17 protein-coding genes and 1 tRNA gene are annotated in these 26,342 nt (G+C 48.1%); 5 read left to right on the forward strand and 13 right to left on the reverse strand.

Going from position 1 to position 26,342, the window contains the following annotated elements:
* Positions 1 to 181: 181 nt before the first annotated feature.
* The 3 genes from JGK39_RS22175 to JGK39_RS22185 all read right to left on the reverse strand — a co-directional run bounded on the left by JGK39_RS22175 (position 182) and on the right by JGK39_RS22185 (position 7,045).
* Entirely contained in the window at positions 182 to 5,041 is a 4,860-nt protein-coding gene (locus JGK39_RS22175) for a CHAT domain-containing protein (RefSeq protein ID WP_293254471.1), read from the reverse strand.
* Between the two features lie 235 nt (positions 5,042 to 5,276).
* Positions 5,277 to 5,465: a hypothetical protein gene (locus tag JGK39_RS22180; RefSeq protein ID WP_293254468.1), complete on the reverse strand. Its 189-nt coding sequence runs from the start codon at positions 5,463 to 5,465 to the stop codon at positions 5,277 to 5,279.
* A gap of 233 nt (positions 5,466 to 5,698) precedes the next feature.
* The gene (locus tag JGK39_RS22185) at positions 5,699 to 7,045 is read right to left on the reverse strand and encodes an FAD-dependent oxidoreductase (RefSeq protein WP_293254465.1); all 1,347 of its coding nucleotides are present in this window, start codon (positions 7,043 to 7,045) and stop codon (positions 5,699 to 5,701) included.
* A 289-nt stretch (positions 7,046 to 7,334) separates the two neighbouring features.
* Between JGK39_RS22185 and JGK39_RS22190 the strand changes: the two genes are divergently transcribed.
* Both JGK39_RS22190 and JGK39_RS22195 read left to right on the forward strand, forming a co-directional pair.
* Positions 7,335 to 8,651, forward strand: coding sequence for a glycoside hydrolase family 10 protein (locus JGK39_RS22190; RefSeq protein ID WP_293297414.1), 1,317 nt, complete (start codon positions 7,335 to 7,337; stop codon positions 8,649 to 8,651).
* A 58-nt stretch (positions 8,652 to 8,709) separates the two neighbouring features.
* Complete coding sequence (locus JGK39_RS22195) at positions 8,710 to 9,690, forward strand: aldo/keto reductase (protein WP_293254460.1); 981 nt, start codon at positions 8,710 to 8,712, stop codon at positions 9,688 to 9,690.
* A gap of 214 nt (positions 9,691 to 9,904) precedes the next feature.
* On the opposite strand, the gene JGK39_RS22200 is transcribed toward JGK39_RS22195, so the two are convergent.
* The 5 genes from JGK39_RS22200 to JGK39_RS22220 all read right to left on the reverse strand — a co-directional run bounded on the left by JGK39_RS22200 (position 9,905) and on the right by JGK39_RS22220 (position 14,801).
* Positions 9,905 to 11,116: a M20 family metallopeptidase gene (locus tag JGK39_RS22200; RefSeq protein ID WP_293257819.1), complete on the reverse strand. Its 1,212-nt coding sequence runs from the start codon at positions 11,114 to 11,116 to the stop codon at positions 9,905 to 9,907.
* A 126-nt stretch (positions 11,117 to 11,242) separates the two neighbouring features.
* Entirely contained in the window at positions 11,243 to 11,950 is a 708-nt protein-coding gene (bioD, locus tag JGK39_RS22205; protein WP_293257816.1) for a dethiobiotin synthase, read from the reverse strand.
* A 58-nt stretch (positions 11,951 to 12,008) separates the two neighbouring features.
* On the reverse strand, positions 12,009 to 13,700 hold the full coding sequence (locus JGK39_RS22210) for a serine/threonine-protein kinase (RefSeq protein WP_293297411.1): 1,692 nt from the start codon (positions 13,698 to 13,700) through the stop codon (positions 12,009 to 12,011).
* Between the two features lie 375 nt (positions 13,701 to 14,075).
* Positions 14,076 to 14,534, reverse strand: a complete 459-nt coding sequence (locus tag JGK39_RS22215) for a GatB/YqeY domain-containing protein (protein WP_293257809.1) — start codon at positions 14,532 to 14,534, stop codon at positions 14,076 to 14,078.
* A 105-nt stretch (positions 14,535 to 14,639) separates the two neighbouring features.
* Entirely contained in the window at positions 14,640 to 14,801 is a 162-nt protein-coding gene (locus JGK39_RS22220) for a hypothetical protein (protein WP_293257806.1), read from the reverse strand.
* Between the two features lie 141 nt (positions 14,802 to 14,942).
* Between JGK39_RS22220 and JGK39_RS22225 the strand changes: the two genes are divergently transcribed.
* Together JGK39_RS22225 and JGK39_RS22230 are read left to right on the forward strand one after the other, a co-directional pair.
* The gene (locus JGK39_RS22225; protein ID WP_293257803.1) at positions 14,943 to 15,935 is read left to right on the forward strand and encodes a ribose-phosphate pyrophosphokinase; all 993 of its coding nucleotides are present in this window, start codon (positions 14,943 to 14,945) and stop codon (positions 15,933 to 15,935) included.
* 431 nt (positions 15,936 to 16,366) lie between these two features.
* Positions 16,367 to 17,611, forward strand: coding sequence for a DUF3747 domain-containing protein (locus tag JGK39_RS22230; RefSeq protein ID WP_293257800.1), 1,245 nt, complete (start codon positions 16,367 to 16,369; stop codon positions 17,609 to 17,611).
* Positions 17,612 to 17,706: 95 nt separating this feature from the next.
* Here JGK39_RS22230 and JGK39_RS22235 read toward each other — a convergent pair whose 3' ends face one another.
* The 5 genes from JGK39_RS22235 to JGK39_RS22255 form a co-directional block, all read right to left on the reverse strand.
* A complete protein-coding gene (locus tag JGK39_RS22235; RefSeq protein ID WP_293257797.1) occupies positions 17,707 to 18,042 on the reverse strand; it encodes a XisI protein in 336 nt (111 codons plus the stop codon).
* Entirely contained in the window at positions 18,030 to 18,452 is a 423-nt protein-coding gene (locus JGK39_RS22240) for a XisH family protein (protein ID WP_293257794.1), read from the reverse strand. Before JGK39_RS22240 ends, JGK39_RS22235 begins: the two co-directional genes overlap by 13 nt.
* 629 nt (positions 18,453 to 19,081) lie before the next feature.
* Positions 19,082 to 19,975, reverse strand: a complete 894-nt coding sequence (locus tag JGK39_RS22245) for a hypothetical protein (RefSeq protein WP_293257791.1) — start codon at positions 19,973 to 19,975, stop codon at positions 19,082 to 19,084.
* Positions 19,953 to 24,257: an AAA domain-containing protein gene (locus JGK39_RS22250; RefSeq protein WP_293257788.1), complete on the reverse strand. Its 4,305-nt coding sequence runs from the start codon at positions 24,255 to 24,257 to the stop codon at positions 19,953 to 19,955. Before JGK39_RS22250 ends, JGK39_RS22245 begins: the two co-directional genes overlap by 23 nt.
* A gap of 489 nt (positions 24,258 to 24,746) precedes the next feature.
* A tRNA-His gene (locus JGK39_RS22255) sits at positions 24,747 to 24,819 on the reverse strand.
* 372 nt (positions 24,820 to 25,191) lie between these two features.
* Between JGK39_RS22255 and JGK39_RS22260 the strand changes: the two genes are divergently transcribed.
* Positions 25,192 to 26,145 (forward strand): serine/threonine-protein kinase, encoded by a 954-nt coding sequence (locus tag JGK39_RS22260; RefSeq protein ID WP_293257785.1) that lies wholly within the window; start codon positions 25,192 to 25,194, stop codon positions 26,143 to 26,145.
* Positions 26,146 to 26,342 lie beyond the last annotated feature (197 nt).

Consider the following 26,342-nt stretch of genomic DNA (forward strand, 5'->3'; position numbering starts at 1 on the left):
GATTTTAGGCGAACCAGGTCGTGGAGCTTCATACTGAATTGGTATCAGTCTTTTCCATTCCTAAGCCGTTTGGTGCGCATTGCGCACCCTACTGATACCTAAGGAAGAAGACATTTAGGCAGGTTCGCAGTCAGGACTAAAGTCCTCAGAAAGAAGGACTTTAGTCCTCACTACAAACTAATTACCAGGGATTGCCAATCATGGTGAAGGCGGCCCAATAATAGGGATGGGAAAGGATTCGATCGCCCCGCGCGGCAATTTCTGGAGGCAAAATTAGAGGCAAAGCAAGCCCTTCGACTCGCAGCAGCCCGTCTTGAATCCGCACGCGCCCCCGCAGCATCTCCAATTGCGCCTGCCGCAAAGCCTCGGCTTTAATGGTCAAATTGCCCTCCCGGGGGGCGCGCAACTGCCGGTAAAACCCCGTCATCAGCCCCAAAGTTCCCTCGTCGCTGACTTCCCACAAACTCGCTAAAGCCGATCGCGCGCCACTAGCTACCGCTAAACCCGCAAACCCTAACTCTGCCTCTTCGTCGCCCAAAGCGGTACTGCACGCGCTTAAAACTAAGAGATTCACCGGCGGAGAATTCCATCGCAACTGCCGCATTTCAGTGATGAGCAACTTAGTATCCCACAATTGAATGTAAGAATTAGTCGGTTGCCCGGGCTGGAATTCGCTGTGAGTGGCTAAGTGAATGATGCCAAACCGATGATTTGCCCGCTGAGTTTGCAAATTTCTCAGGGTAAAATCTTGATTTAAAAATGATTTTCCGCGCGTCGGCGGCGCGATCGACTCTAACTCCACCGGTACCGCCGGTAATGGCGCTTTATCTTGAAATACCGACGCGCCCATCGCCAAAACTTCATCGTCAGCAATATTCTCGTAGCGGGTATCCGTCAAACTCAGACTCGGGATCACGCTAATGCTGTATTTTTCTACTAAAAATTGTTTGCCATCGTGAAGGGCTGCAAAGGGCAAGCTTCGCAAACCTGCTGCCGGAATTACAATTAAATTGTCAATCTTTAAAGCTGCCAATTCTGTCACTATTGGCGCAATCAACCACCGATAAATCTTTTGGGCTGCATCCAAATAACTGATGCTGTTTCTTCTTCTGGGATTAGTTATTTCGGTTTGCAGGGATTCTGCTAGTTGCAATACCTGCCAGCGCGTTGTTGCTGGAATTAAAATGCGAATTGGTTGAGCGTTAGCTGTGACTAATACTAATTCTAATTGCTCCCCGTTAGGAACATCGGAAATTTCTTTGTTGGCAGGTCGAAGGCTCTCTCCTAATTTTTTTTCTAAGGAGCTAGGAGACGCGGAGGTGAGGTTTTTGATTGCGGGCAATACCTTAGATAAATCCCGAGTTGCCACCAGCACCGAACCATTTTCTTTCGCTGCCCCGTCAGTTCCGCCGACCCAATTCATATAAATAATTGCCGATTTGACGCGGGTAATTTGTTCGTTTTTGCGAAGAGTTTCGTAAATTACCGACATATTAGTTATCGGCGTTCTAGCGGGTAGTTTTAGATGTTTTTCGTACTCGCGAGTGAAGGTTCTCTCAAAGGCTAACACTCCCGAACCTGCCGCATCGTATTTGCGAGAAGGAGCGAAAATATCCGGGCTAATTGGAGAATGCTTGTCTCGATTTGGCGATCGCAATTCTACTTGCAAAGATGCCGGAAGCGATCGCCCAAGCTCAGGAGTTACGGGCACTGGAGTTGGAGTTGGAGTTGGTGCGGGTGTTGGTGCGGGTGTTGGAGTTGGTGCGGGTGTTGGAGTTGGAGTTGGTGCGGGTGTTGGTGCGGGTGTTGGTGTGATTAGGGAAATCAGATTTGGTAAACTTCCTTGGGTGTAAGTTTCCCCAAAAGCAGCGCTAGGAAAAATGATGTTTCCCTCGCCAGAATTAATGCTTCCCTTGGTTCCATTGTCGATCGCGCCGCCAACTAGAAAGGGTCGATTGTTATCGCCGCCGTGCCGAATTGCGATCGCGCCGCCTCTGACACTTCCGGCGGTAGAAATACTGCTGGAAAGATTGCCAGATATATCGTCGTTGAAAACATTGTTCGATCGAAACAAACCGAGGGTTGTCACATCAACGTTGCCACCTGTGCCGTCTTGTTTGCCGCCTCTAGCATCGATAAAACCCAACTGAATGTTACCAGTCGCGCTGAGGGAGACGGTGCCACCGTTTCTCTGAGTGCCGCGGGAGTTGAGATCGAGAGCGGCAATTCCGGCTTGGGAGGTGAGGTCAATATTGCCACCGATCGCTCCCGAAGCGTTCAAAGAGCCGGCAGTTAAAGAGCCGGCATTGCTTTTGAGTGCGATCGCGCCGCCTGTTCCCGCTGCTGACGAAGAGTCGATCGCGCCTGCAACCACAGTATTTCCCTCAACCCGAATGCTGCCGCCGTTGGAGGTAATATTGGCAGTCCTCACCTCGCGAGTTGCTTGCAGGTTGACGCTGCCGCCATCCGTCCTTAAATTACCCTCTAAGAGTAGGTTTCCTGCGTTGATACCGGCAGGTTTACCCGCCCCGTTGTCCCCTCCGAGGGTAGCGGGATCTCGGGCGTTCACGGTCAAATTGCGCGCGGTAATTCTCGAAGTCGCCGCGATGCTAGCAGCATCAGCCGAGAGCTGGCCCAAGCTCTGAGTTTGACCGACGGAGCCCCCAAAAGTAATGTTGCCGCCAGCCCGCAGGGTCAAATTATTTGCTCCGCCGGGGGTGCTGTCGAGGGTATTGGCAAAAGTGATATTGCCGGTACTGGCGGCAAGGGTGGCGGTGCGATCGACTGTGACGGCACTGTTGAAAGTGATGTTGCCCGCAGTCGCGATCGCACCGGATAGCTCGGTACTGCGGCCGTTGACAGTCAAACTAGCTAGGGGCGCAACTTGACCGACTGTACCGCCGAACAGCACTCGCTGAGCGTCAAGTCTCAGGGCGCGAGATCCGTCTAGGCTGCCGGAGAACAGAATGCTGCCCCTAGCTTGAGTGCTCAAAGCTACATCAGCATTTAGGGAGAAGTTGCCTGTCAAAGTGAGATCGGCGCCGGATGTCGAAATGTTGGCGCCGATCGCACCTTGGGACGCATCGAGAGTCAAACTAGCGCTACCAGTGGTTCTGAGGGGATTGTCGATCGCGATTGAGTTGCCTTGAAGTGTCAGCGAACTGTTGAAGGTAATGGGTGTGACGATCGCGATCGGGCTGCTGTTGGGACGCCCGATCGCGATCGAGCCAAAATCCCCTGCCAAAGCAGCGATATCGGTTGCCGTTAAGTCCAAAATCCCTAAATTATCTCCGGTGCCGCCAATCCGAATTTGCCTGCCGTCGTTAGGTTGCAACCTAATTGTTCCCGCCGCACTGCTAACGGAATTGGTGCCGCCCCTGAAGTCAATGCCGTTAGCAGTGAGAGCAATGTTGCCACCGTTCGCATTCAGCCGCCCCAGAGAGATGCTGCTGGCGAAAATGTTGATGTTGCCGCCTTGAGTTTCGATTAAATCCTTGGGGTCATTGACAAAAAACACTCCACCCGCTCTAAATGTTACGCTGTCTCCTCTTCTAGCTGGCAGTGAAAGTTGGTTGTCGGGCAAGTCTTGGACGGTGATGTAGCCCGGAGTGTCTAAAACTACGTTGCTGCCGGCGGCCATCTGTTCCAACTGCATCTCTGAGATCGATGTTTCATTGGTTTCTGTTGTCGCTTGCAGTTCCCCGCCGGTCGATCGCGCGCTGGGAAGGGCGTTACCGCTGATGATGGCAATATTGGCCGGATCGAGCAACAAATTGCCGATCGCCCCGTTAGGCGCGCGGGTATCGACCTCTCCTTGGAAAGTTAGAGCATTTTTGCCGGAAACTTCGACTCTCCCGCCGTTACCTGGGGCAGTGCCGCCGCGAGCAGTAATATTGCCGAAGAAGCCAGTGGTATTGTCTGACCAAATTACCGCTGTGCCACCGTTGCCGCGGTCGATCGCGTTTGCTGCGATCGTAGAATCCGGACTAACATAAGTTACCTGGGCGTTGGGCACTGGTTCGAGTCCCTGGAAACCGCCTCCGACGCGCACCACACCTCCGCCATCAGTGCCCGAAGCATTGATATTTGCGCCGAACAGTCCGACTTTTTCGCCTAAAATATTTACCGTACCGCCAGTCTGGCCAGCAGGGGCAAATACATTTACAGTACCGGAGGCGATCGCACTTCCGGCAGTTACCGCCACTGTTTGGCCGCCCGTCAGCACCAATTCACCTTGTGCGTTTGTCGTTAAACCTGTCGCTGAAGCTACTCCTGGGCCCGTCAGCAACTCAGGCAAAGCAGCCACCGGGGCGATCGCAGATTTTTCTGATTGCAAAGATGGAGTAATTTCTAAACTTAATAAGTTACCCGTTTGACTGATGCGAACAGCATTTTGTCCTGGAACAGCAGCCACAGTAATTTGACCAGCAGGAGCGGATAATTGCCCGCTACTAATCACAGTTCCGCCGAGCAAAGTTAAATTTTGACCGTTGCCAACTGCCAAATTTCCAGCATTGACAATTGCACCGGCTTGTGAGTTATTAAAATTAAATTGATTGGGATTTCCCACTAAAGCTTTATAATCATTAATTCCTGCCGAATTAAACCAGCTATCGCCGAAACCGATACCTGTAGCAGTTGTAGCGAAAAAAGAACCAGGCACGTTTAATCTTGCATTTTGACCGAAGACAATTCCCGCCGGATTCATCAGGAATAAATTCGAGTTGCCGCCGCTGACAGAAATCAGACCGTTAATGACGGAAATATTGCTGCCGGAAATCCGCCCTAAAATATTTTGAATATTTGGATTAGTTATAAAATTTGCGATTTGACCTTCGCTGAGATTAAATTGGCTGAAGCTGTGAAAGAGATTGGCGCCGTTTCCCGACAGTTGTCCGCCGCTAATGTTTAAGCGATTTTGCTCCTGATTGACAACAGTATTAGTGCCGTCATTCGCTGGAACGACAGATTGCGATCGCACTGCTATCGGTAGCAGCCAAAAACCTAATGTCAAAATTAAAGCAGAGCGAAAATAGGTCATTAGTCGTTAGTCATTAGTCAGTAGTCATTAGTCATTAGTCATTAGTCATTAGTCATTAGTCATTAGTCATTAGTCATTAGTCATTAGTCATTAGTCATTAGTCAGTAGTCATTAGTCATTAGTCATTAGTCTGTTGTCCCTTGTCCCTTGTCCCTTGTCCGTTGTCATGGGAAGCAATTCCCAATTCCCAATTCCCGATTCCCGATTCCCAATTCCCAATTCCCGATTCCCAATTCTAATCTATAGTAGTTTTGATTTTGTTTGAGCTGTAATGTTCCGCGAAAGTGCCAATAAACTTAAAAATGTCGATCGCGCGCCAGCACGGGGGGTTTGTCTCCTGGGTGCCAAGGGTTCCTCCTTCAGTCGATCGCACTCCCAAAGCACCTGTTGCCATAATATCGAAAATACCATGTATATTTGACATTTATCTGTAGCAGGTATCTTGACAAAATGCTCGCTTTCGTGGTGTACTGATTGGATAGAAGAGCAGTCAAACCACGAAATCCCTGGATCCTCTGACGGTAGTTGTGTTTACCTGTCAACTGTCAAGGGGTCAACTGTCAACTAAATGAACTTTTTTTATTAGCCGCAGAGAGCGCAGAGTACGCAGAGTAAGAGAATAAAAGAGAAGATTATATTTGAATGTATTTCTATTTACTATTGCTGTTTTTTGGGTAGATTATTGAATTTTTGCATGAATTGGCGATCGATCAAATCTTTCCAGTACCACAGTAGCGCTGATTCCCACATCCACGATCCGCGAGAGGCGATCGCCCTTTTATTCCCAGTACCGATTAAGCCTAAATATTTCTCCTGGGGTACAAAGGGTTTCAGCGGTTTTTGCCATAAAAACTGCTGCAAATTTTCAAACAGCGGTTGGCCCTGACGCACGGCAAACACGCCTGCTTTGGGACGGGGATAATTAACCATCGCCGCGATGTCTCCAGCCCCAAATACGTTGGGGTGAGAGACTGATTGCAGGCAGTCGTTGACTTGCATAAATCCGTTTGAGTCAGTTGCTAAACCCGATTCTCCGATCCAGTGGGCGGCGGAAGCTTGTGTCACCCAAAAAATGCGATCGCACTCAATCTTCAAATTAGATTCACAGTATATTTGGGCATGGGGCATGGGGCATGGGGCATGGGGCATGGGGCATTGAGAATTGGGAATCGGGCATGGGGAATTGGGCATCGGGCATGGGGAATTGGGCATCGGGCATGGGGAATTGGGCATCGGGCATTGGGCATCGGATGCTATCTCAATCGTTTTTATAGCACTGACTTTTTCCATTAAATGTAGTTTAACGCCGCGATTAATCAGAATTTCTTTCAGGCGGTGACGAACCCGTTTGTTATGTCCTGGCATCAATTCTGCCCCGCTATGAAACAAGTGAATTTCTAATCCTTCTTCCCGCTTAAACTTTCCTGCCTCATTCAAAATCCATCCGTTAAATCCCGTACATTGCTCGCTGCCGAACCCTTCTTCCTTCGCAAGACGAGATTGCATATTCAATGCTAATTCTACGCCGCCCGCGCCGCCACCAACAATCGCAATTCGTACAGGTTTTTCTGGATAGTTTTGCGTTGCAGAGATTAACTGATTCCAGCTAGCTAAAAACTCCGGTACGGGTTTAGCGGGAATTGCGTATTCTGCCGCACCTGGAACTGATATAGTTGCGGGAGTGCTGCCGATATCCACAGACAGCACGTCAAAGCTAACAGGAGGCCGTGTTTGACAAATTACTAAATTTTTGTTAAAGTCGATCGCGATCGCCCGATCGACCAATACTTGACATCCGGCAAATTCCGCGAGCGATCGCAAATCGATATGACATTCATCATAATCGTAAAACCCGGCAACGTGTCCCGGCAACATCCCCGAATAAGGCGCGTACAGCACATCGCTAATCAGAGTCAACCGCACGGAGGGCAGCGGTTTAAGACCAAACATTTTCAATACAATAGCATGACTGTGACCGCCGCCAATTAAGACTAAATCTTTCACACTTTCACAATTACAGAATTACAGATGTTCGATCGAAATATTCTTTTCCCCAATATTGTACACCACTCGCACTTGGGCAGACAGGACTGTCCGGTCAGGATAGCTGGCGGTGTGTAATTAAGATTGCCCAGCCCTTTGACAAAATGCTTTCACTTACCCCCGTACATCGCAGATTTACAGCGGCACGATCTGCACATTCAGCACAAATGGCTGTAGACTGTAGAGCGAGCAAATTTTATCGCCAAATTATGCCGGGGTGTGTTTGATAGCTAACTCACCATTCACAATTATGACATTACGGATCATTCCTCGCAGTTGGCAGCGATCGATTAAACGTTTGTTCCCGCTGCTGTTTGCCCTCTCATTCATTATAGTATTGTTGGTCAATAATGCGATCGGCGCGATCGCCCAGCAACCCCGCCAAGAAATTCGCGGAGTTTGGATGACGACAAACGACAAAGACATCCTCAGAGATAGGCGCAAAGTAGCCGAGGCTGTCAGCCAATTAAAGCGATTAAACTTTAACACAATTTATCCCGTAGTCTGGAACTCTGGCTATGCAATGTATCCCAGCCCAGTCGCCCAGCAAAGAGACATTCAACCCTTTGTTTATAGAGGGTTAGACGGACAAGATACGATCGCAGATTTAGTCGCCCAAGCCCACCGCCAAGGGCTGCTAGTAATTCCTTGGTTCGAGTTTGGTTTCATGACACCTCCCACCTCAGAATTAGCATTAAACAATCCCGATTGGCTGACCCAAAAACAAGACGGAACTCAAACATCAAACGGTGCGGGCGGCGAAGTAGTTTGGCTGAATCCATTTCATCCCGAAGTGCAGAAATTTATTACCGAACTCGTACTAGAAATCACCACACAATACAACGCCGACGGCATCCAATTCGACGATCACATGAGTTTGCCCTCGGAATTTGGCTATGACGAATACACAGTGGCTTTGTATACCAAAGAAACGAAAAAAGCTCCTCCAAAAGATTTTCAAGATCCAGCATGGGTGCAGTGGCGAGCCAATAAAATCACCGCTTTTATGTCCCAACTAAATCAAGCCGTCAAAGCAGCCAAACCCAATGCAATTTTCTCAATTTCTCCCAACTACTACGAATTTGCCTACAAACATCACCTGCAAGATTGGCTGGCTTGGGTGCGTTTGGATATTGCCGACGAACTGATCGTGCAAGTGTACCGTCCCAATCTAGAATCATTTGTGGACAAGATTAATCGTCCAGAAATGCGAGAAGCACAGCAAAAAATTCCCACGGGAGTTGGGATTATGACAGGTTTAAGAAATCGGCCAGTAGCCATAGGGCAAATTAAATCCCAGGTACAAGCAGTCCAAGAATACGGCTTAGGCGCTGCTTTCTTCTACTACGAAAGCTTGTGGGAAGATGCACCCGAACCAATGGGCGATCGACTTTCTCAATTTAGCGCCTTCTTTCCATCTTCTGCATTCCGCACAGCGCTACAAATACCGAGACGTGCGGCAACTTTCCCTCCGCCGCCCCCACCCAAACCAGACCCCAAAAATAAGCCAAAGCAACCTACTAAAAACAGTCCACCTTCCCCGGCACCAACCACATCAAAGAAGTAAAAAGTAGGGTGCGCACTGCGCACCTTACCGTGATATCAATCATTAATCATTAATAAAAATGCAAACCCACCAAAAAATCTTTATACCAAAAATGGGCTGTGGCACTTGGGCTTGGGGTAACAGATTACTCTGGAGTTACGATGAAAGTATGGACGACGAATTGCAAGCAGCGTTCAATCTTTGCGTTAACAATGGTGTCACTTTATTCGATACAGGTGATTCCTACGGAACCGGGAAATTAAACGGGCGCAGCGAGCAGCTTTTGGGGCAGTTTTCCCAACAATATCAAGGTGCAAATCGAGACAATATTTGTATTGCAACAAAACTGGCTGCTTATCCTTGGAGACTGACGCGACAATCCATGATATCCGCTGGAAAAGCTTCGGCCTCCCGCCTCGGAAAGAATGTAGATTTGGTGCAAATGCACTGGTCTACAGCTAATTACGCTCCTTGGCAAGAGGGGGCTCTTTTAGATGGTTTGGTAGACCTTTACGAGCAAGGATTGGTCAAGGGAGTGGGTTTATCTAATTACGGGCCGAAACGCTTGAAATGGGTGCATCAAAGATTTAGTTCGCGCCAAGTTCCTATTGTGACTTTACAAGTGCAATATTCGCTACTTTCTACCTATCCGGTAACTGAACTGGGATTGAAAGATGTTTGCGATGAATTGGGGATAAAATTGATTGCTTACAGTCCTTTAGCCTTGGGTTTGCTGACTGGGAAATATTCGGAAAATGGCGCTTTGCCTAAAGGTATTCGAGGTTTAGCGTGCAAGCAATTATTGCCGGGAATGCGATCGCTTTTGGAGTGTTTGCGAGAAATAGCGGCATTCAGAAATAAGACTGTTTCGCAGGTAGCAATCAACTGGTGTATCTCCAAAGAAACTATTCCGATTCCGGGGGCTAAATCGGCGGCGCAGGCGATGGATAATATTGGTGCTTTGGGCTGGGATTTGGACTCGGGCGAGGTTGCAGAATTGGATAAGGCGGCGGCGAGTGTGGATAAGAAAATGGTGCAGAATATATTTCAAACGAGATAACCCGGTTTGTAGTGAGGACTTCAGTCCGCATCAAAGAGAGGACTGAAGTCCTCACTACGAACCTCTAACAAGATAACCCGGTTCGTAGTGAGGACTTCAGTCCTCATCAAAGAGAGGACTGAAGTCCTCACTACGAACCTCTAACAAGATAACCCGGTTCGTAGTGAGGACTTCAGTCCGCATCAAAGAAAGGACTGAAGTCCTTACTACGAACCTAACCGCAAAACTTTTCTACGCACCTCACAAACATTTCTACACCCATCCCCAGCGCAGTTTCATCAAAATCAAAACGCGGGTGGTGGTGCGGGTAAGCCAAGTTTTTTTCGGGATTTGCCGCACCCAAAAAGAAATAGCAACCGGGGACTTCTTGCAAAAAGAATGACATATCCTCGCCGCCCATTGTTTGACATTCCGGCACTATTCCCGCAGGAGTTTCTACAACCGATTCTGCTATGCTGCGTACTAAGTCAGCCATACTGGAATCATTGATAACTGGCGGGTAAAGCGCGCAATAATCGAGTTGGTAATTTGCGCCGTGACTCTCACAAATTCCGGCAATTACTTGTTCGATGCGCTTAGAGAAATAACCTCGATATGTGGGATTGAAATAGCGCACTGTGCCGCCGATTTGGGCGGTGTCGGCGATGACGTTGTGGGTATGCCCTGCGTGGAATTTGCCCACTGTGACTACCGCTGAGTCGATCGGGTTAACGTTCCGTGCGACAATTGCCTGTAGGGCGCTGACAATTTGGGCTGTAACGACGATCGCATCTACAGTCTGGTGCGGCATTCCACCGTGCCCGCCCTTGCCAAAAACCGTGCAGTCAAAAACTTCTACAGCCGCCATCAGCGCGCCGCTGCGGACGCCTACAGTGCCTAAAGGTAGATTGTTCCACAAATGCAAGCCGACGATCGCATCAACATCAGGATTCTGCAAAACTCCCGCTTCAATCATCGGTTTAGCGCCGCCCGGGCCTTCTTCGGCGGGCTGAAAGATGAATTTTACCTTACCCGAAAAGCTGTGTTTGTGCTTGGCGAGATAGCAAGCAGTACCGAGGGCGATCGCAGTATGACCGTCGTGACCGCAAGCGTGCATAATACCATCATGCTGCGATCGATAATCCACCTCATTTTCCTCTTGAATCGGCAAAGCATCCATATCAGCCCGAATTGCCAAAACCCGCCCCGGTTTGCCGCTGTCGATAGTTGCGACAACACCGGTTTTAGCAATATTAGTTTGATGCTCAATTCCCCATTCCTGCAACTTTTGCGAGACAAACTGCGCCGTTAAATTCTCATCAAAACTCAACTCCGGTTTTTGGTGCAAGCGGCGGCGCCATTCGACTAGCTGAGGCTGCAAATTTCTAATCTCCAGCCGCAATTGAGATAAATCGACATCAGTTAAATTCGGTACAGTTGAAACCATGTTTTTTTCTCCTTTTTTAAAATTAGGTTTTATATATTATCGCGGTCGAGCGGCCGCGATAATATTCGTTTGTAGTGCGGACTTCAGTCCGCTCCCAGAATGCGGACTGAAGTCCGCACTACGAACCTATGTAGAAGTTTTAGAAATTAAATTAACTCCCGGCAATAATCGTTCTAAATCTAATTCTGAAGCTGATGCCGCTAATTTTGTCAAGTCATTTGGATCGTCTAAATGCGGCAAAGTACCCAACACGGGTATTTGAGTGAGTGACTGGATTAAATCGATCGGCGCAAAATCGGCAATTTCTTGTTCGGAACAAGCTTGAGGGCAATTGAGGACAATGCCTCTAAGCTGAAAACCCGCGTGTCTGGCGAGGGCAACGTTTGCTACAGCTTGCCCGATCGCCCCCAGCCTCACAGGTACCACCAAAACACCCCTCAGCCGCCAATCTCGGGCAATATCGGCCACCGTCAGTTCCCGCGTTACCGGCGAGCCCAGCCCTCCCAAAGCCTCGACCAGCACAAACTTCTTGCGCTCAGTGAGGCTTTGCAGCGCCGTCCAGACCTTTTCTAGTTCGATCGCTCTCCCCTCGCGTTCGGCAGAAATCGGTGGTGCTAGAGGCGCGCTAAAGTGCAGCGGATTGAGTTCTTCGGGGGATTGGTCGAGGCCAAATAAACGGGTGTAGAGTTCTCGATCGCCCGTGCCGGTTTGCAACAGCTTCATAATTCCCAAACTGCGATCGGGAAAATACATTTGCCAATAAGCAGCCAGAGCACTGGTCAAAACAGTTTTGCCCGCGTCAGTATCAGTTCCAGCAATCAGCAGCGAGTTCATTGGCAAATAGCTAGTAAGTAATTGGCTTCAACTTAAGTCTAGAGGAATTTTGCCAGAACTAGGGTGAAGGCGAGGGTGCCGGAGTTGGCGCAGGTTCCGGTGACGGCGCGGGAGTCGGCGCGGGTTCCGGTGACGGCGCAGGAGTCGGTGCGGGCGCAGGAGTCGGTGCGGGAGTCGGTGCGGGTTCCGGTGACGGCGCAGGAGTTGGTGCGGGCGCAGGAGTAGGTGCGGGTGTCGGTGCGGGCGTCGGTTTGGGTGCGGGTGTCGGCGGTGCGGGCGTCGGTTTCGGCGCGGGTGTCGGTGCGGGTGTCGGTTTCGGCGCGGGTGTCGGTTTCGGCGCGGGAGTTGGCGCGGGTGTCGGTTCTGGTGTTGGCGTCGGTTCTGGCGCTGGCGTTGGTTCTGGTGGTAGCGCTGGTGTGATTTCCGGCGTTGGTTCTGGGGTTATTTCAGGCGTTGGTTCTGGTGTGATTTCAGGCGTTGGTTCTGGGGTTGGGCTGGGCGAAGGTTCTGGAGTTGGGCTGGGCGAAGGTTCCGGGGTTGGAGTTGGCAAAGGTTCAGGGTTTGGAAGCGGAGTTAGTCTCGGCGTCGGAGTTGTTAATTCTGCGGGTGTTGGAGTGGCTGTGGGCTTCGGTTTGCTGTTGAGAAATGAGCCTACTAAGGCCCAGGAACCGAAGCCTGTCAAGATGACTAAGCCTGTTAGCAGCCCGATCGCAGCGGCGGGATTGTCCCACAAAGAGCCACCAGCAGGCTCAATTAGCGGATCTGGCTGGTTTTGCGGGCCGGCACTTGGGGGCACCATCGGCTCGGGTTCTGGCGGCCTGCCCACGGCTACGGTTGCTATTAGCGAAGCATTTGACGGCACTACTGCTGATGCTGGTGGTGCAGTTGGCGCGTTAGATTGAGGCTGAGGATTAATTTGGGCGTCGAGTGCTTGAGCGACTTCGCTGACAGATTGATATCGATCGCCCGGAGAGCGATTTAACATCCGATTCAGCACCGCAGCCAAACCCGGGCTTACCTGCACTCGCTGCTGCCAATTCCAATGTAGCGTTGTTTGATCCAGCAATTCCTGCGGTTCAAAGCCCGTCAGCAGGACGATCGCCGTTACAGCTAAAGCATACAGGTCGCTGCTCGCCGTAGCGCGCCCGCTTTGCAACTGTTCCATCGGCGCGTAGCCAATTTTACCCACAGTTGTCGCATGGGCTGTTCCTTCGGGAGACTGAACTTTGGTAGCGAGTTCTTTCACCACTCCAAAGTCAATCAGTACCGGCAAATTGTCCATTTCTCGGCGGATGATATTTTCAGGCGAGATGTCGCGGTGGATGATGCCCCTGGCGTGGATGTGAGCCAGTACCGGCAGCATTTGCCGGATAAATACCAAGACTTCGGCTTCGCTGAAGGGGCGGCCTGCGTTCGTTCGTTCGAGCAACAGTTCGCGGTAAGTCATCCCTTCCACGTAATCCTGCACTAAAAACAAACGTTGATTCTCTTCAAATATTGCCCTAAACTGGGGAATTTGCGGGTGGGCAATTTGGTAAAGTATAGCCGCCTCTCTTTGAAACAATTCCTTCGATTTTTCCAAAACGTAAGGCCCGCTTTGCATTGGAATCAACTCTTTCAGGGCGCAGCGTTCTTTAAACCGCCCCTCATCTTCTACTAAATAAGTCCGGCCAAATCCCCCTTGACCTAAAATATTCACCAAGCGGTAGCGGTTTTGTAGGAGAGTTCCAATAGCAATAGGTGGCTGCATCAGTTTAAGTAGAAATTGTTGTTAAAAAATAGGCGATCGCTCGCAGACTTAGAATCCTAGGTCTTAATCCCCAAGAGCTTACTCCACTGTCTGTAGTTCCCAGTCCCGATGAAAGTTAGCATTTTACATTTTTTTGAGCAACTTTGAGCAATCGGGTTTTTTCCCGTCAACCAGAAACAACCTCTAACTCAATGCAGGGACAAACCCCCTGCGGTTGCTTTGCGATCGACCCCTAAACCCCACCCGCAAAGAGAAACCCCAGGAGATTTGCTGCTAAATCCTTCCTGACTCTGCCAAATGCTGACTCTGATGACTGCTGACTAATGACTAATGACTAATGACTTCTACCAACTGTCAACTGTCAACTGTCAACTGTCAACTGTTAAGCTTTGCTTTCACCATCTCCTGAATTCTGTTACCGTCTGCTTTGCCTTTAAGCTGCTGCATAGCCTTGCCCATCACCTTGCCCATATCTTTGGCAGAAGTAGCGCCCACCGAGGCAATCACTTCCTCAACCACTTGACTCACCTCTTCATCAGACATCTGCGCCGGCAAATACTCTTCCAGAATTGCCAACTCCGCCTCCTCTTGTGCCACTAAGTCCTCGCGGCCACCTTTGCGGTATTGGTCGATCGAATCCCGGCGCTGTTTCGCTATCTGCATCAAAATTTCCAATTCTTGAGCTTCTGTCAGCGTCTCTTGTCCGGAAGGACGGAGGCTGACTTCTTTTTCGAGAATAACTTTCTTGATGCCGCGAACAGTTTCCAAGCGAACTTTGTCCTTGGACTTCATGGCTGCTTTGATTTCTGCGTCAATCCGTTCTCTTAAGCTCATCGATTTCTACCTTGCTTTGCTATATCAAAAATCAGGAGTATGCTTCCGATTCTTAACTTTTTTTACAGTATTTTGCAAGTTTATTGCCTGTAAATGGCATTTTTATCACCTTGAAGCCGGACTCCGGCCTGCGATCGAATTTTGGGCTGCTGCACTTCGAGTCTCGGCGCAAAATAGACTGTCGGCAGAATTTTGAGACGCAGAGACAGAAGTGCGATCGTACTTCTGTCTGTGCACAGCCCGCCATAAACCCTGTTTCTCGGACATATTTCTGCAAGTCCTATTCAGTTCGCCTAAGTTAACACTTACAGCAGCGCCGAAAGTTAAATCTCTCCAAATATTGGCTGAACATTTCTAATTTCCGATGGTAAGATAGCGGTTAAATAAACGTCTTGCAAGAGGCCTGCTGTGATCCGTTCTGCTACTTTACCGCTTCCGTTTCCCGAGCCGCCGGTTTCCGCTCACGACCGTCTGCGGCTGTTCTCCGGTTCTGCTAATGTTCCCCTCGCCCAAGAGGTGGCTCGCTATCTGGGGATCGATTTGGGGCCGATGGTTCGCAAGCGGTTCGCTGATGGGGAACTCTACGTTCAAATTCAAGAATCGATTCGGGGTTGCGATGTTTACTTAATTCAGCCTACTTGCTGTCCGGTGAACGATCGCCTCATGGAATTGTTAATTATGATCGATGCTTGTCGCCGCGCTTCGGCCAGACAAGTTACAGCCGTGATTCCCTACTACGGCTATGCTAGAGCAGACCGCAAAACAGCCGGAAGAGAGTCGATTACTGCAAAGTTGGTAGCCAATTTGATTACTGAAGCTGGCGCCGATCGCATTTTAGGGATGGATTTGCACTCTGCTCAGATTCAAGGTTATTTTGACATTCCTTTCGATCACGTTTACGGTTCGCCGGTGCTGTTGGATTATCTGGCGAGCAAGCAGTTGACGGATATTGTTGTGGTTTCGCCGGATGTGGGCGGAGTCGCCAGGGCCAGATCTTTTGCCAAAAAGCTGGGCGATGCTCCCCTAGCCATTATTGACAAGCGCCGTCAAGCTCACAACGTCGCCGAAGTCATGAACGTCATCGGGGATGTCAGAGGCAAAACAGCCGTGTTGGTGGACGATATGATCGATACTGCGGGGACGATTACCGAAGGCGCGAGATTGTTGCGCCGCGAAGGTGCCAGACAGGTATATGCTTGTGCTACTCATGCGGTTTTTTCACCTCCGGCGATCGAGCGTTTGTCTAGCGGAGTCTTGGAAGAGGTAATTGTTACAAATACAATTCCCGTACCTGAAGAGAACCGATTCAAGCAGTTGACGGTGCTTTCGGTAGCGAATTTGCTGGGCGAAACTATTTGGCGGATTCACGAAGATAGTTCCGTTAGCAGTATGTTCCGCTAGAGGGAAAAGACTCTTTTTGAATGTTTGTTTTAGGGTGCGTTAACAAGAGTGTAACGCACCATTTTTTATCAGAGATCCCCCTCGCATCCCCCGATCGAAGGGGGACTTTGAGCGAGTTCTTGTCCCCCCTTCGATCGGGGGAGTAGGGGGCAAGCTAAGGGGGGATCAGACTTAATTGCACCGTTTGGATATCCCCCTCGCATCCCCCGATCGAAGGGGGACTTTCGATCGGGTTCTTGTCCCCCCCTTAAGAAGGGGGGCTAGGGGGGATCGGACTTAACTGCACCTTATTAAATTTTATAATATTTGTCCGATCGCGCTTGAGATCGCCGGAACAAGAGATGGTAAAATTCTATCTTGTTGTCTGAGAAGCGCGACCTTTTCATATTCTAGAGATGTCTCGCCAAAAAAGGGGTAAAGAAGGAAAAACTATGAAACATTCACTGGTACGAGCAGCAGCCGCACTCGCAAGTTCAGCAATCTTAACACTCGGGGCGATCGCTCCGGCAAAAGCATATACTTTTGACGAAACCGAAATTAACCAAGACCGAGTAATTGCGATCGCCCAACCGGGCGGTTTGACCGGCTACCAATTACTAATTGTAGAACAAGTCACAGACAGGCGGAAATGCTGGAGCGAAAGCGGCTCTAATCCCGTCGTAGTCAATCCGTTACTAGCTACTTTTGATTTCACCGGCATTTGCGGCCGCGCCACCGACAGCAACGGCTTTTCTATTCGGATGGCAGGCACCGATTTAGGCTTAAAATATAGTCTAAGCGTGCAAAGCATTGACGGCAATGTTTTACTAATTGGAACTTCCATCGATCCCAACGTTAAACCGATAATTATCGGCCGCACAAACGGCGATACTAACGGCTTTATGAAAATTACTCTCGATCCTGCTTGGCGCTTGACAAAAAGAGCTTATCAAGGCAAAGTATTAGGTCATTTTTATTTCACTAGCAAGGAATCCGCACCGGGAGAAACTGGAAATACCGGAGGAAATACTGGCGGAAATACCGGAGGAAATACTGGCGGAAACACTGGCGGAAACACTGGCGGAAATACTGGCGGAAATACATTCGGAGACATTGCAACCGATATCTACGCTTCCGAAATAAAAGAAGCTGTGGCGCTGGGATTTGTAGCCGGATTTGCTCAAGATAATACCTTTCGGCCACAACTTGCCGTTACGCGAGAACAATTGGTATCTTTAGTATTGGAATCCTTGAAAGGAATTCAAGGTGCTAACATTACATTTCCTAGCAATATTTCTACTCGTCCCTACAGCGATGTTGATATTTCCCGCTGGAGTGCGGGAAAAGTTCTATTTGCGCGGGACAACAAGATAGTTAGCGGTTATAAAGATGGAACTTTTAAACCTACGCAGCCGGTGACTCGTGCAGAATTGATGGCGGTGCTGCGAAGAGCCTCAGAATTTGGTTTGTCGGCGCGGGGAAAGCAGCCAGATTTAGTTGCTAAAGAGCCGCCTAAAACTTTTTCTGATACTCAGAATCATTGGGCTGCTGCGATTATTAATCAAATGTCGGGTTATTGTGCTGTTGCTTCCGCTGTTAACGAAGTTGGAACTCGTTTTGCTCCCGATGATTCTGCAAAGCGCAATTACGCGGCGGCTGCTACTTTGCGGATGCTGAAATGCGTTAAAACTCAGTAATATTGTGTCCGTTCAATAACCGATCATCTAGGTGTTTGTAGTGAGGACTTTAGTCCTCAGATTATAAGGACTAAAGTCCTCACTACGAACCTATATTACGCTACACCATAATCAGTATACGGCCGTTTGTATGGGGGTTGCAATCCCAAAACAATATCCTCTCTTGGCACTCCCATCTCAACTAATTCCTCCGCAGGATTTTGGTCGGTTAAATTTTGCTGAAGCCAGATTTTTCCATCTTTGATGTCAATGTGAATGATGCTTCGATAAATTCGGTTAAGGTGTTCCCAGCCGACATTCATCCACTGATAATGATCTCGTTCTGTGTCGCAGATAAGTTGCACTTCGACTTCATCATCAGAAACATCATCTTCAGCATAACGGGTGATTAATGTCTGAACGTATTGACGATATTGAGCTAGTTTGTCCATTGCACAATTACCTCATTTGTTGGCTCGTATACGATTAGCAATACCTGATACTGTTGTACCGCAGCTTGAGTAAATTCCGACTGAAAAAATGTTTTATACACGTCAATTGGTACTGCTAAGTATAATTTGCGATTAGGTTCAACAGACTCCAGCCCTAGCCGATAACTGAGAAATTGCCCCAATGCAGCATAAAAGTCTGTAATCGCAGAGGAATTGAGAAAGCTTTTGATTTCGACTGCAATTTTCTCCCCACCTCGCTCCGCTGCAACTAACTTTTCTGCTCCCAAATCGACCGGAAAGTTAATATTACCAAACTTAAACTTTAGTGGATCGGCAGTAATCACCCACTGTTCTTTTTGAAGGGCCCGTTTTACAGATTCGTGGAAGGTATCTTTGGCGGAGACAGACAAATTTTTATTGGAGTTTCAAACAAGTATTAATTATACCAAATTCGCGGTATCTTGTCAATCGGTAAAATACTAATTTTATACAGGACTTACGCAAAAGATCGTTTGCTCCGCTATTGGCAGGGGTAAGGTGCGCACTGCGCACCCTACAAACTATTGGCAGGGGTAAGGTGCGCACTGCGCACCCTACAAACTTGGCTGCCGATTTCCGAGTTTTTGGAGTAGCGATTATTTCGGGTTGTTCCAAAATAACATCTTCTTCGGTTGATTTGCACAATTCATTCAATAATTTCTGCTGAGATTCGACCTCGTTTAGAAAAATCGTTTGCTCCGCTATTGGCAGGGGTAAGGTGCGCAGTGCGCACCCTACAAACGAGTTTGTAGTGAGGACTTTAGTCCTCATTCTATCGTTTCCTTGCGTTTTTTCTTGGCTGCCGATTTCCGAGTTTTTGGAGTAGCGATTACTTCGGGTTGTTCCAAAATAACATCTTCTTCGGTTGATTTGCACAATTCCTTCAACAATTTCTGCTGATATTCGACCTCGTTTAGAAAGATCGTTTGCTCCGCTATTGGCAGGGGTAAGGTGCGCAGTGCGCACCCTACAAACGAGTTTGTAGTGAGGACTTTAGTCCTCATTCTATCGGTTCCTTGCGTTTTTTCTTGGCTGCCGATTTCCGAGTTTTTGGAGTAGGGATTATTTCGGGTTGTTCCAAAATAACATCTTCTGCGGTTGATTTGCACAATTCCTTCAACAATTTCTGCTGAGATTCAACCTCGTTTAACAAGTTTGATGCTGTTTCTAATATTTGCTTTCCCTGTCGGGCTTGGATGGTAGTTTTATTTTCGATCGCATCCTGCAACACAAAAACTGATACAATTTGCCAAATATCCAAATCGTCGCCGATGACATCGCACTTTGACACGATTTTGCCGTTTTCTGGGACGTGAATCCCTAAGCCGGAAGCTTGGATCGGCGGCTGGATTTCTGCTATGCTTAAATCCGCAAGGTCGCTAATTTTATGATCTAGCGATACGAACTCTGCTAAATCTGGTAAGTTGATTGATTCTGCGCCTACAGCATCGAACTTGAAGGTGAGAGTTTGGTTTAAAGGATCGGAAATGGCGTAGATTGATTGAACGTGCGATCGACTAACTGCACCTTTCTCAAAAAAATCTTGGCCTTGCGGGGCGATCGCAATTTTACCATTTTCCGCAACCTTCAAAATCTCCAAATTAACCAAACTCGCCGCCGCAGTCTTCACAAAAACCTCATCCAACCCCAGCAAATCCGCCAACTCCTGCAAAGTCGGCGCAGGTTCAAACTCCACACCAGCCCGCAAAATAAACTCTTCCAACACATTAAACTCGCGAGGTTCGCTAATCGTCACCTCCAGGGGAGTTTGGCGGATAGCAAAGCGGAATTGACGCGCCGCCAACACCGACAAATCAGGGTTTTGTTGCTCAATTTGTGCGGCTAGCGAACTTAAATTCGCGTCAATTTGTTTAGCTGAGGATGCTAGCAACATCTACAAAACCTCCGCAGCGACGCACCGTTTTTGAAACTTCCTGATACATTTTTCCCACAGTACCTGTTTGTTGGGTAAATAAATCGTGACATCCGACAACTATTAGCAATTCTTGAGCGCGGGAAAAAGCCACATTCACCCGTTCCGGTTCCTTAGCAAAACCAATATCGCCTCTAATATTATTGCACACTGTACTCACAATAATCACAGGTCTTTCCATGCCTTGAAAAATGTCAACCGTACCAGTGCGGATGCTCAAAGAAGGAAATCTTTCTGCTTCTATTCTATTTTTAATTGCGTTCAACTGAGCGCCGTAAAAAGTGATAATTCCGATTTCCTTCGGCGGTTCCCCCTCTACCATTTTAGGCCGCCAAGCTGTTTCCATTTGTTCGCACAAAAGCTCGATCGCATCTATCTCCCTCACATTCAACCGCGAAGTACCCTGCTTTTCCTCCTCAAACCCTTGTCCCACAGGCGTTTTTACCCACAGGAGGTGATTGTTTTCTTTAACTATCTCACCTGCGAGATGGTGCGCGCGTCTCGTGTCTGCTTCCAGAATTCCGCAGTTGAGCTTTTGCTGGTAAAACTGATTGATTGCGCCCATAATTTGCGGGTGCATTCGGTATTGAGTTGTCAGCATTTTTTTGATGCCGTCGCTAGCCTTTTCAAACAATATTTTAAACAGCGATTCTTTGATAAAGCTAAGTTCATCTCCGGTACAACCGATGTCTTCGGCAATATCATCGATCGTACTTTGATTAAACATCGGGGGCAATTGCCTGTGATCGCCCACTAATACTAATTTTCGGCCCTTCAAAGCGGGAATTAATAACTCGGGCGGAGTGCATTTACTAACTTCGTCAATGATGACTGCATCAAAGCTGGGAAAGTTTTTGCTAAAATCGAAACTCGCTGCTTGCACGCAGGTAATGCCGATAACGTTCGCGTTGTCAATATAAATTTGCTTTAAATCTTGACGGTCTTTTTCTGAGGGATTGCGGAGTTTTTCAATCCAATCTGTGACAAAGTTGTGAGAACGCTTGAGGGCTGTTTCTTCTCGTTCTAATTCCCGCTGCCAATGTTTGAACAAACGCTTGATCTTACTTAAAAAATCTACGCTGAACAATCCCGTACTGGGGACTTCTGGCTGGTATTTTGCCGGGATATTTTGCCATGCTGATTCCCACCAACTTCTTTCAATAATTAACGCTGCTGTGGGTTGTTGCTGTTGCAGTTTAGCCGTAATTTCGCTCAATTCCGTTTGAAGTTGTTCGAGTTGCTGCTGCGCGGTTGTAGCGGCAATTTGCAGCGGGGATAATTGCTCGTCAAGAGTGTTTTTGATAACTTCCAAAATGCCGAAGGGATCTAAGTCAGCAATGGATCTTTCAAGCTGAATTACACTGGTTTTCAAAGAGTCAACTTGCTTGACAAACTGCTGCGGTTGTTCCCAAATATTTGATTTTTGTGCTAGGTATTGTTGGGCGAGAATCCGCAATTTTTCTGGAACCTTTGGCTGTTCGACAATTGCTTGCAATAAATTCGTAACTTCGCTAATTTTTAAGTTCGCCTCTTGCTGCGCTGTTTCAACTTGAACTTGGGCGGCAGATATTTGTTGTTGACTGACGGTTTGACCGATTTTATCTAATAACTGTTGCTGTTTAATTAGTTGTTGTTCGGTTTCGGTTTTGAGGGGAACTATGCACTGGCGGGCGTTTCCGAGAATGGTGTGCAGCAATTCTTTAACAAGGCGATCGAAGGTTTCTTGAATTTGATTGGGCTGCAATGATTGACTGTAAAATTGTTGGATGTTAGCTAAGAAAGTGTCAGCTTTTTCAAGGATAAATTTGCGCTGGCTTTGACTGACTTGGGTGTAGCTGGCGAAGTCTTTGGCTAGTTGTTGCCATTGCGCCCGATCGCCCGCAGAGAGCACGATCGGCATTTGAATCAAATTTAGGTGCAAAAACTCGCTAAACCGGAACTGCTGCCCTTGAATGTCCTTAAAACCCGCGCTGGCTTCATGGGCGATCGCCTTTTGCAACCGTTCCAAATCGGGCAAACTGACTTTGCATTTCGGCGGGACGATCGGCAATTTGAGCGATCGGGCAATTTTCAACAATCCTGCGGGCAATTCTACCATATCATCCGTCAGCATCGCCCCCGTTTCCCAGCAAGATTGCACAACAGTATAAAGTCGGGTATCAGCCGTCTCAATCCACTCTGCAACGGCGACAACAACGGCGGCAATTTCCGCTTTTCGCAGTTCCAAATTACTGATTTTCTGTTCGAGATTGTGGCGGTGCGTCTGATTTTGCTTGTCTCCCAACTCGAGTTGATGCACCGCATCGGACAACTGCCGCGACACCCGCAGCGACTCCGCAACTCCTGACATAGCGCGACAAACATCCTGGGCGCGATCGCACGCCGTCTTAAAATCAGATAATTGCGGTGCTACAGTTTCGCGCAACCAAACCGCAATCCCAAACGCGCCGCACATCGGGCGATCGAATCCAATTTGAATAGTATGGTTAACGCAAATCCGCACATTTGCCATAAAGTTTTCGACTAAAACATTCCCTTCAAAATAAGGTTTTAGTTTCGGCATAAACTCGGCAACTTCCGAAGATTCCCAGTTAATCTCCGGCGCAGCCAGTAAATTTGCCAGCCCATCACATAAAAATTCTAGCTCGCTTTTAGCACTTAAACTTAATTGATATGCTGCTAATTGCGCGGTCAACTTTTCCTGAATATCTGCCTTGCTGTCGTGCAGGTGTTTTAGTTCCTTAAAAAAAGCTCTCTCGGCGGCAGAGTAGGCATTAAATCTGTCGAAATCTGCCAGCAACCGCTGCAAAGATTTGACATTAATATGGCGCTGCGATAGCTTTTGTTCGCAATCAGCCGCCGTATTTTGCAGCCAAGTGCCGATCGCATTTTCCTCTAAAAACGGCTGCCCCTCTTCCTGCACCTTATGGGCTTTTCCCTTTCGCAAAGCCCGAATCGCCGGATTGTGAACCAACCGACTCAAAGCATTATCAACCGCTAAATTTGCCTGGGAAGCAATCAGAGTTTTGCCGCCCTGACGCGCAATTTGATAGCAAATTTCCGCAATCACCGTCGTTTTTCCGGTTCCCGGAGGCCCTTGAATTAAAATTAAATCCCGCGCCGACAGCACCATTTCCACAGCGGCGAGTTGGTCGTCGTTAGCATTGCGATTTAATAAATTTTCCCGATCCAATTTTACCAGCTTGTCGGGAATTCTCGCCTCGGAAGAATCAAATAAAAACTCGCTTAAATAGGGATTTTGAGCGCGACCATCCGCCAGCATCTTTAAAGCTTTTTTCTTGCGATCGATCTGACTGATATCGCCCGCCGCCTCGAAATACAAAAATCCTTGTTTGGGAAGTTGATATCTGCCGCCCGCCATGCGAGATCCCAAATCAACATCCAACTCGATCCGTAACTTACCATGTTCAAAGTCAATTTCGGCGATGCTACCCAAAGTCTCGCCATCGCGACTGCTTCTGCTTCCGGGCGGCGAATCAAACAAAATAATGTCTTCATTTCTGGCTTGTTTCAGCCTTTCGCGAAAGTCGCCGACTTGTAACGGATTCTCCTCGTAGCCGTCAAGAGTTGCCGAATTGCGATCGATTTCAAAAGTAACGATTTTGAAGCCCCAAGCGTAGTTGTGGGCGCGGAAAGGTACGCAAAATTGACGCGCTTCGGCGATACGTTTTTCGACATTTAAGAAAGTGTGCCAAACTTTTAATTGTTCGGTTGTCGGTATGTGTCTCTCGTCCCAAAATGGCATTTGTTGAACGCGGGCGATCGACTTTGCGGGAATTGGCGATCTACTTTTCGGCAAAAGTCGCAACTGCACCGGCAAAGCATAGCCATCTTTTCTACCTCTAGGAAGCGCCACCAAACCAGCATCCAGCAGTTTTAAGCCGCCGATTCCGTCTTCTATCCGTACAGTTGCTAACAAGCGTAAAGTGCGATCGGCTTTTTGCAACAATTCCGGTAATTTAAAATCATCTCGATCCGTAGCAACCAGCAATTCCCAGATTTCTTCCTCAGAAAATCTCTCATTTACCTTTTGGCGCCGCACGTAGAAAAGACTGGGAGATTTACCGGCTATTTCCGAAATCAAAACTTCCGCCCGATCTCTGCATTCCCAATCGCAATATTTCGCTAAAGCCGCTTCTCCTTCTATATCGCGAATAAATTTACTAATTGTGCGATCGCCACTAAATTTATATCCCCAATCTTCTGTTACTAAAGATGGCATATTTTGATTTTAGATTTTGGATTTTAGAATTTAGATTGGATTTAAGATTAGCATATATGCTCGTAGGGTGTGCACCGCGCACCGATTGAATTTGTAGGGTGTGCATCGCCCATCGGTTAAGAAAACCGGGCGGTTAGAAACCGGGCGGTTAGAAACCGGGCGGTTAGAAACCGCGTCTACACAGACGAAACCCGGATGGTGCGCGGGTTAAAGCATCGCGCACCGGTTAAGAAAACCGGGCGGTTAGAAACCGGGCGGTTAGAAACCGGGCGGTTAGAAACCGCGTCTACACAGACAAAAAAACCGCGTCTACACAGACAAAACCCGGATGGTGCGCGGGTTGAAGACGAACACCGGGCGATAAAAATCACGTTATCTTATTAAGTCCGCGCACCATCCGGACATTGTTTGTGTAGAAGCGGTTTCAACCGCCGTTTGTGTAAACGCGGTTTCTAACCGCCGCCTGCACCTGCACAATAAAATCAAAAGGGCGAATGATGGGAATTGAACCCACGAATGGTGGTACCACAAACCACTGCCTTAACCACTTGGCTACACTCGCCATAACGTTTTTAACTATAACATAACATTTCAGCACAAGTCTAGGGGTAAAGCCAAAATTTTTCAAAATATTTTTCAGCCTCCCCGAACCAGACCGATCGAATGTGCCAGTTGCGTCTCGGAATGTAAGTGAAACGCCCGCGCAGCAAGCAGTCGCACCCCCGGATCAGTGTCAGCTAAGGGCGGTGCACACCGTACAACATCACGATTGAGTCCAGCGGAATAGAATAGCCTTGTATCCATGTGTGCGTCAATTGTCAACTAATTTTCTTCTCTTATCTCTCTTCCTTCGCGCCGCGGAGCAAGGAGGCTATGAAAGCGGTGCATTTAATAAAACTTATTCACAATCCAAAATCTAAAATCCCAAATCGATATGAGCTACTGTATCAACCCAGAATGTCAAAATCCCGAAAATTCCCCAACCGCAAAACTTTGCTTGAACTGCGGCTTTAACCTATTGCTGAGACAGCGGTACCGCCCGATTCAACTCTTAGGTAAAGGCGGATTTGGCAAAACTTTCCTAGCAATTGATGAAGACATCCCATCGCAACCGCGCTGTGCAGTCAAACAATTTTATTTTTGCGATCGCGATCCAGACATATTCAACAAAGCCCTTGACTTATTCCACCAAGAAGCAGTCCGTTTAGACGAACTGGGAAAACACCCGCAAATTCCTACATTATTAGCTGCATTTGAGCAAGAAGGCCATATTTATTTAGTTCAAGAGTTTATAGACGGGCCGACTCTCAAACAAGAATTAGACGACAATGTCTGCGATGAAAATCAAATTTGGCAACTGCTGCAAGACTTATTGCCAGTGCTGCAATTCATCCACGACAAGCGCGTCATTCACCGCGACATCAAACCCGAAAATATTATCCGCCGCCTGTCGGACAACAAACTCGTATTGATCGATTTCGGCATTGCCAAACTGCTGACTGATTCAGCTTTACTCCGTTCAGCAACGCTCATCGGGAGTCAAGATTATGTCGCCCCCGAACAAATGCGCGGTAAAGTATTTCCTGCTAGCGACCTTTACAGTTTAGGTGTTACTTGCATTCGGCTGATGACGCAAGTTCCGCCGTTGGATATGTACGACTGCAAAACCGAGCGCTGGTGGTGGCGCGAGTTTCTCCCCAAAGGCACGACTATTAGCGCCGAGTTAGGTGAGATTTTAGATAAATTGCTGCAAACTCATCTTTGTAAGCGCTACAGTTTTGCGGCGGAAGTTTTGCAAGATATCAATGCAGTTTTAGATATTCGCCAGCAAAATATTGTTTGTCAAGCAAAAAGTGGAAAGAAGCCGATCGCGAAACTTGGGCCGTGATGTGTCAGTCTCTGTCGCTGACATCAGTTGACAGCGTTAATCAGTTGACAGCGTTAATCAGTTGACAGCGTTAATCAGTTGACAGTTGACAGTTGACAGTTGGCAGTCAATTACCGATTACTAATGACTAATGACTAATGACTAATGACTAATGACTAATGACTAATGACTAATGACTAATGACTTCTATTGAACTC

Source organism: Microcoleus sp. PH2017_12_PCY_D_A (assembly GCF_020738565.1).
Classification (GTDB): Bacteria; Cyanobacteriota; Cyanobacteriia; order Cyanobacteriales; family Microcoleaceae; genus Microcoleus.

Excerpts from the sequence above, each read along its gene's own strand:
- JGK39_RS22190 (WP_293297414.1), top strand. The coding sequence starts at position 7,335 with ATGACATTACGGATCATTCCTCGCAGTTGGCAGCGATCGATTAAACGT.
- JGK39_RS22230 (WP_293257800.1), top strand. The coding sequence starts at position 16,367 with ATGAAACATTCACTGGTACGAGCAGCAGCCGCACTCGCAAGTTCAGCA.
- JGK39_RS22220 (WP_293257806.1), bottom strand. The coding sequence starts at position 14,801 with ATGTCCGAGAAACAGGGTTTATGGCGGGCTGTGCACAGACAGAAGTAC.
- JGK39_RS22175 (WP_293254471.1), bottom strand. The coding sequence starts at position 5,041 with ATGACCTATTTTCGCTCTGCTTTAATTTTGACATTAGGTTTTTGGCTG.
- JGK39_RS22195 (WP_293254460.1), top strand. The coding sequence starts at position 8,710 with ATGCAAACCCACCAAAAAATCTTTATACCAAAAATGGGCTGTGGCACT.
- JGK39_RS22180 (WP_293254468.1), bottom strand. The coding sequence starts at position 5,465 with ATGTCAAATATACATGGTATTTTCGATATTATGGCAACAGGTGCTTTG.
- JGK39_RS22260 (WP_293257785.1), top strand. The coding sequence starts at position 25,192 with ATGAGCTACTGTATCAACCCAGAATGTCAAAATCCCGAAAATTCCCCA.
- JGK39_RS22215 (WP_293257809.1), bottom strand. The coding sequence starts at position 14,534 with ATGAGCTTAAGAGAACGGATTGACGCAGAAATCAAAGCAGCCATGAAG.
- JGK39_RS22245 (WP_293257791.1), bottom strand. The coding sequence starts at position 19,975 with ATGTTGCTAGCATCCTCAGCTAAACAAATTGACGCGAATTTAAGTTCG.
- JGK39_RS22210 (WP_293297411.1), bottom strand. The coding sequence starts at position 13,700 with ATGCAGCCACCTATTGCTATTGGAACTCTCCTACAAAACCGCTACCGC.
- JGK39_RS22250 (WP_293257788.1), bottom strand. The coding sequence starts at position 24,257 with ATGCCATCTTTAGTAACAGAAGATTGGGGATATAAATTTAGTGGCGAT.
- bioD (WP_293257816.1), bottom strand. The coding sequence starts at position 11,950 with ATGAACTCGCTGCTGATTGCTGGAACTGATACTGACGCGGGCAAAACT.
- JGK39_RS22200 (WP_293257819.1), bottom strand. The coding sequence starts at position 11,116 with ATGGTTTCAACTGTACCGAATTTAACTGATGTCGATTTATCTCAATTG.
- JGK39_RS22235 (WP_293257797.1), bottom strand. The coding sequence starts at position 18,042 with ATGGACAAACTAGCTCAATATCGTCAATACGTTCAGACATTAATCACC.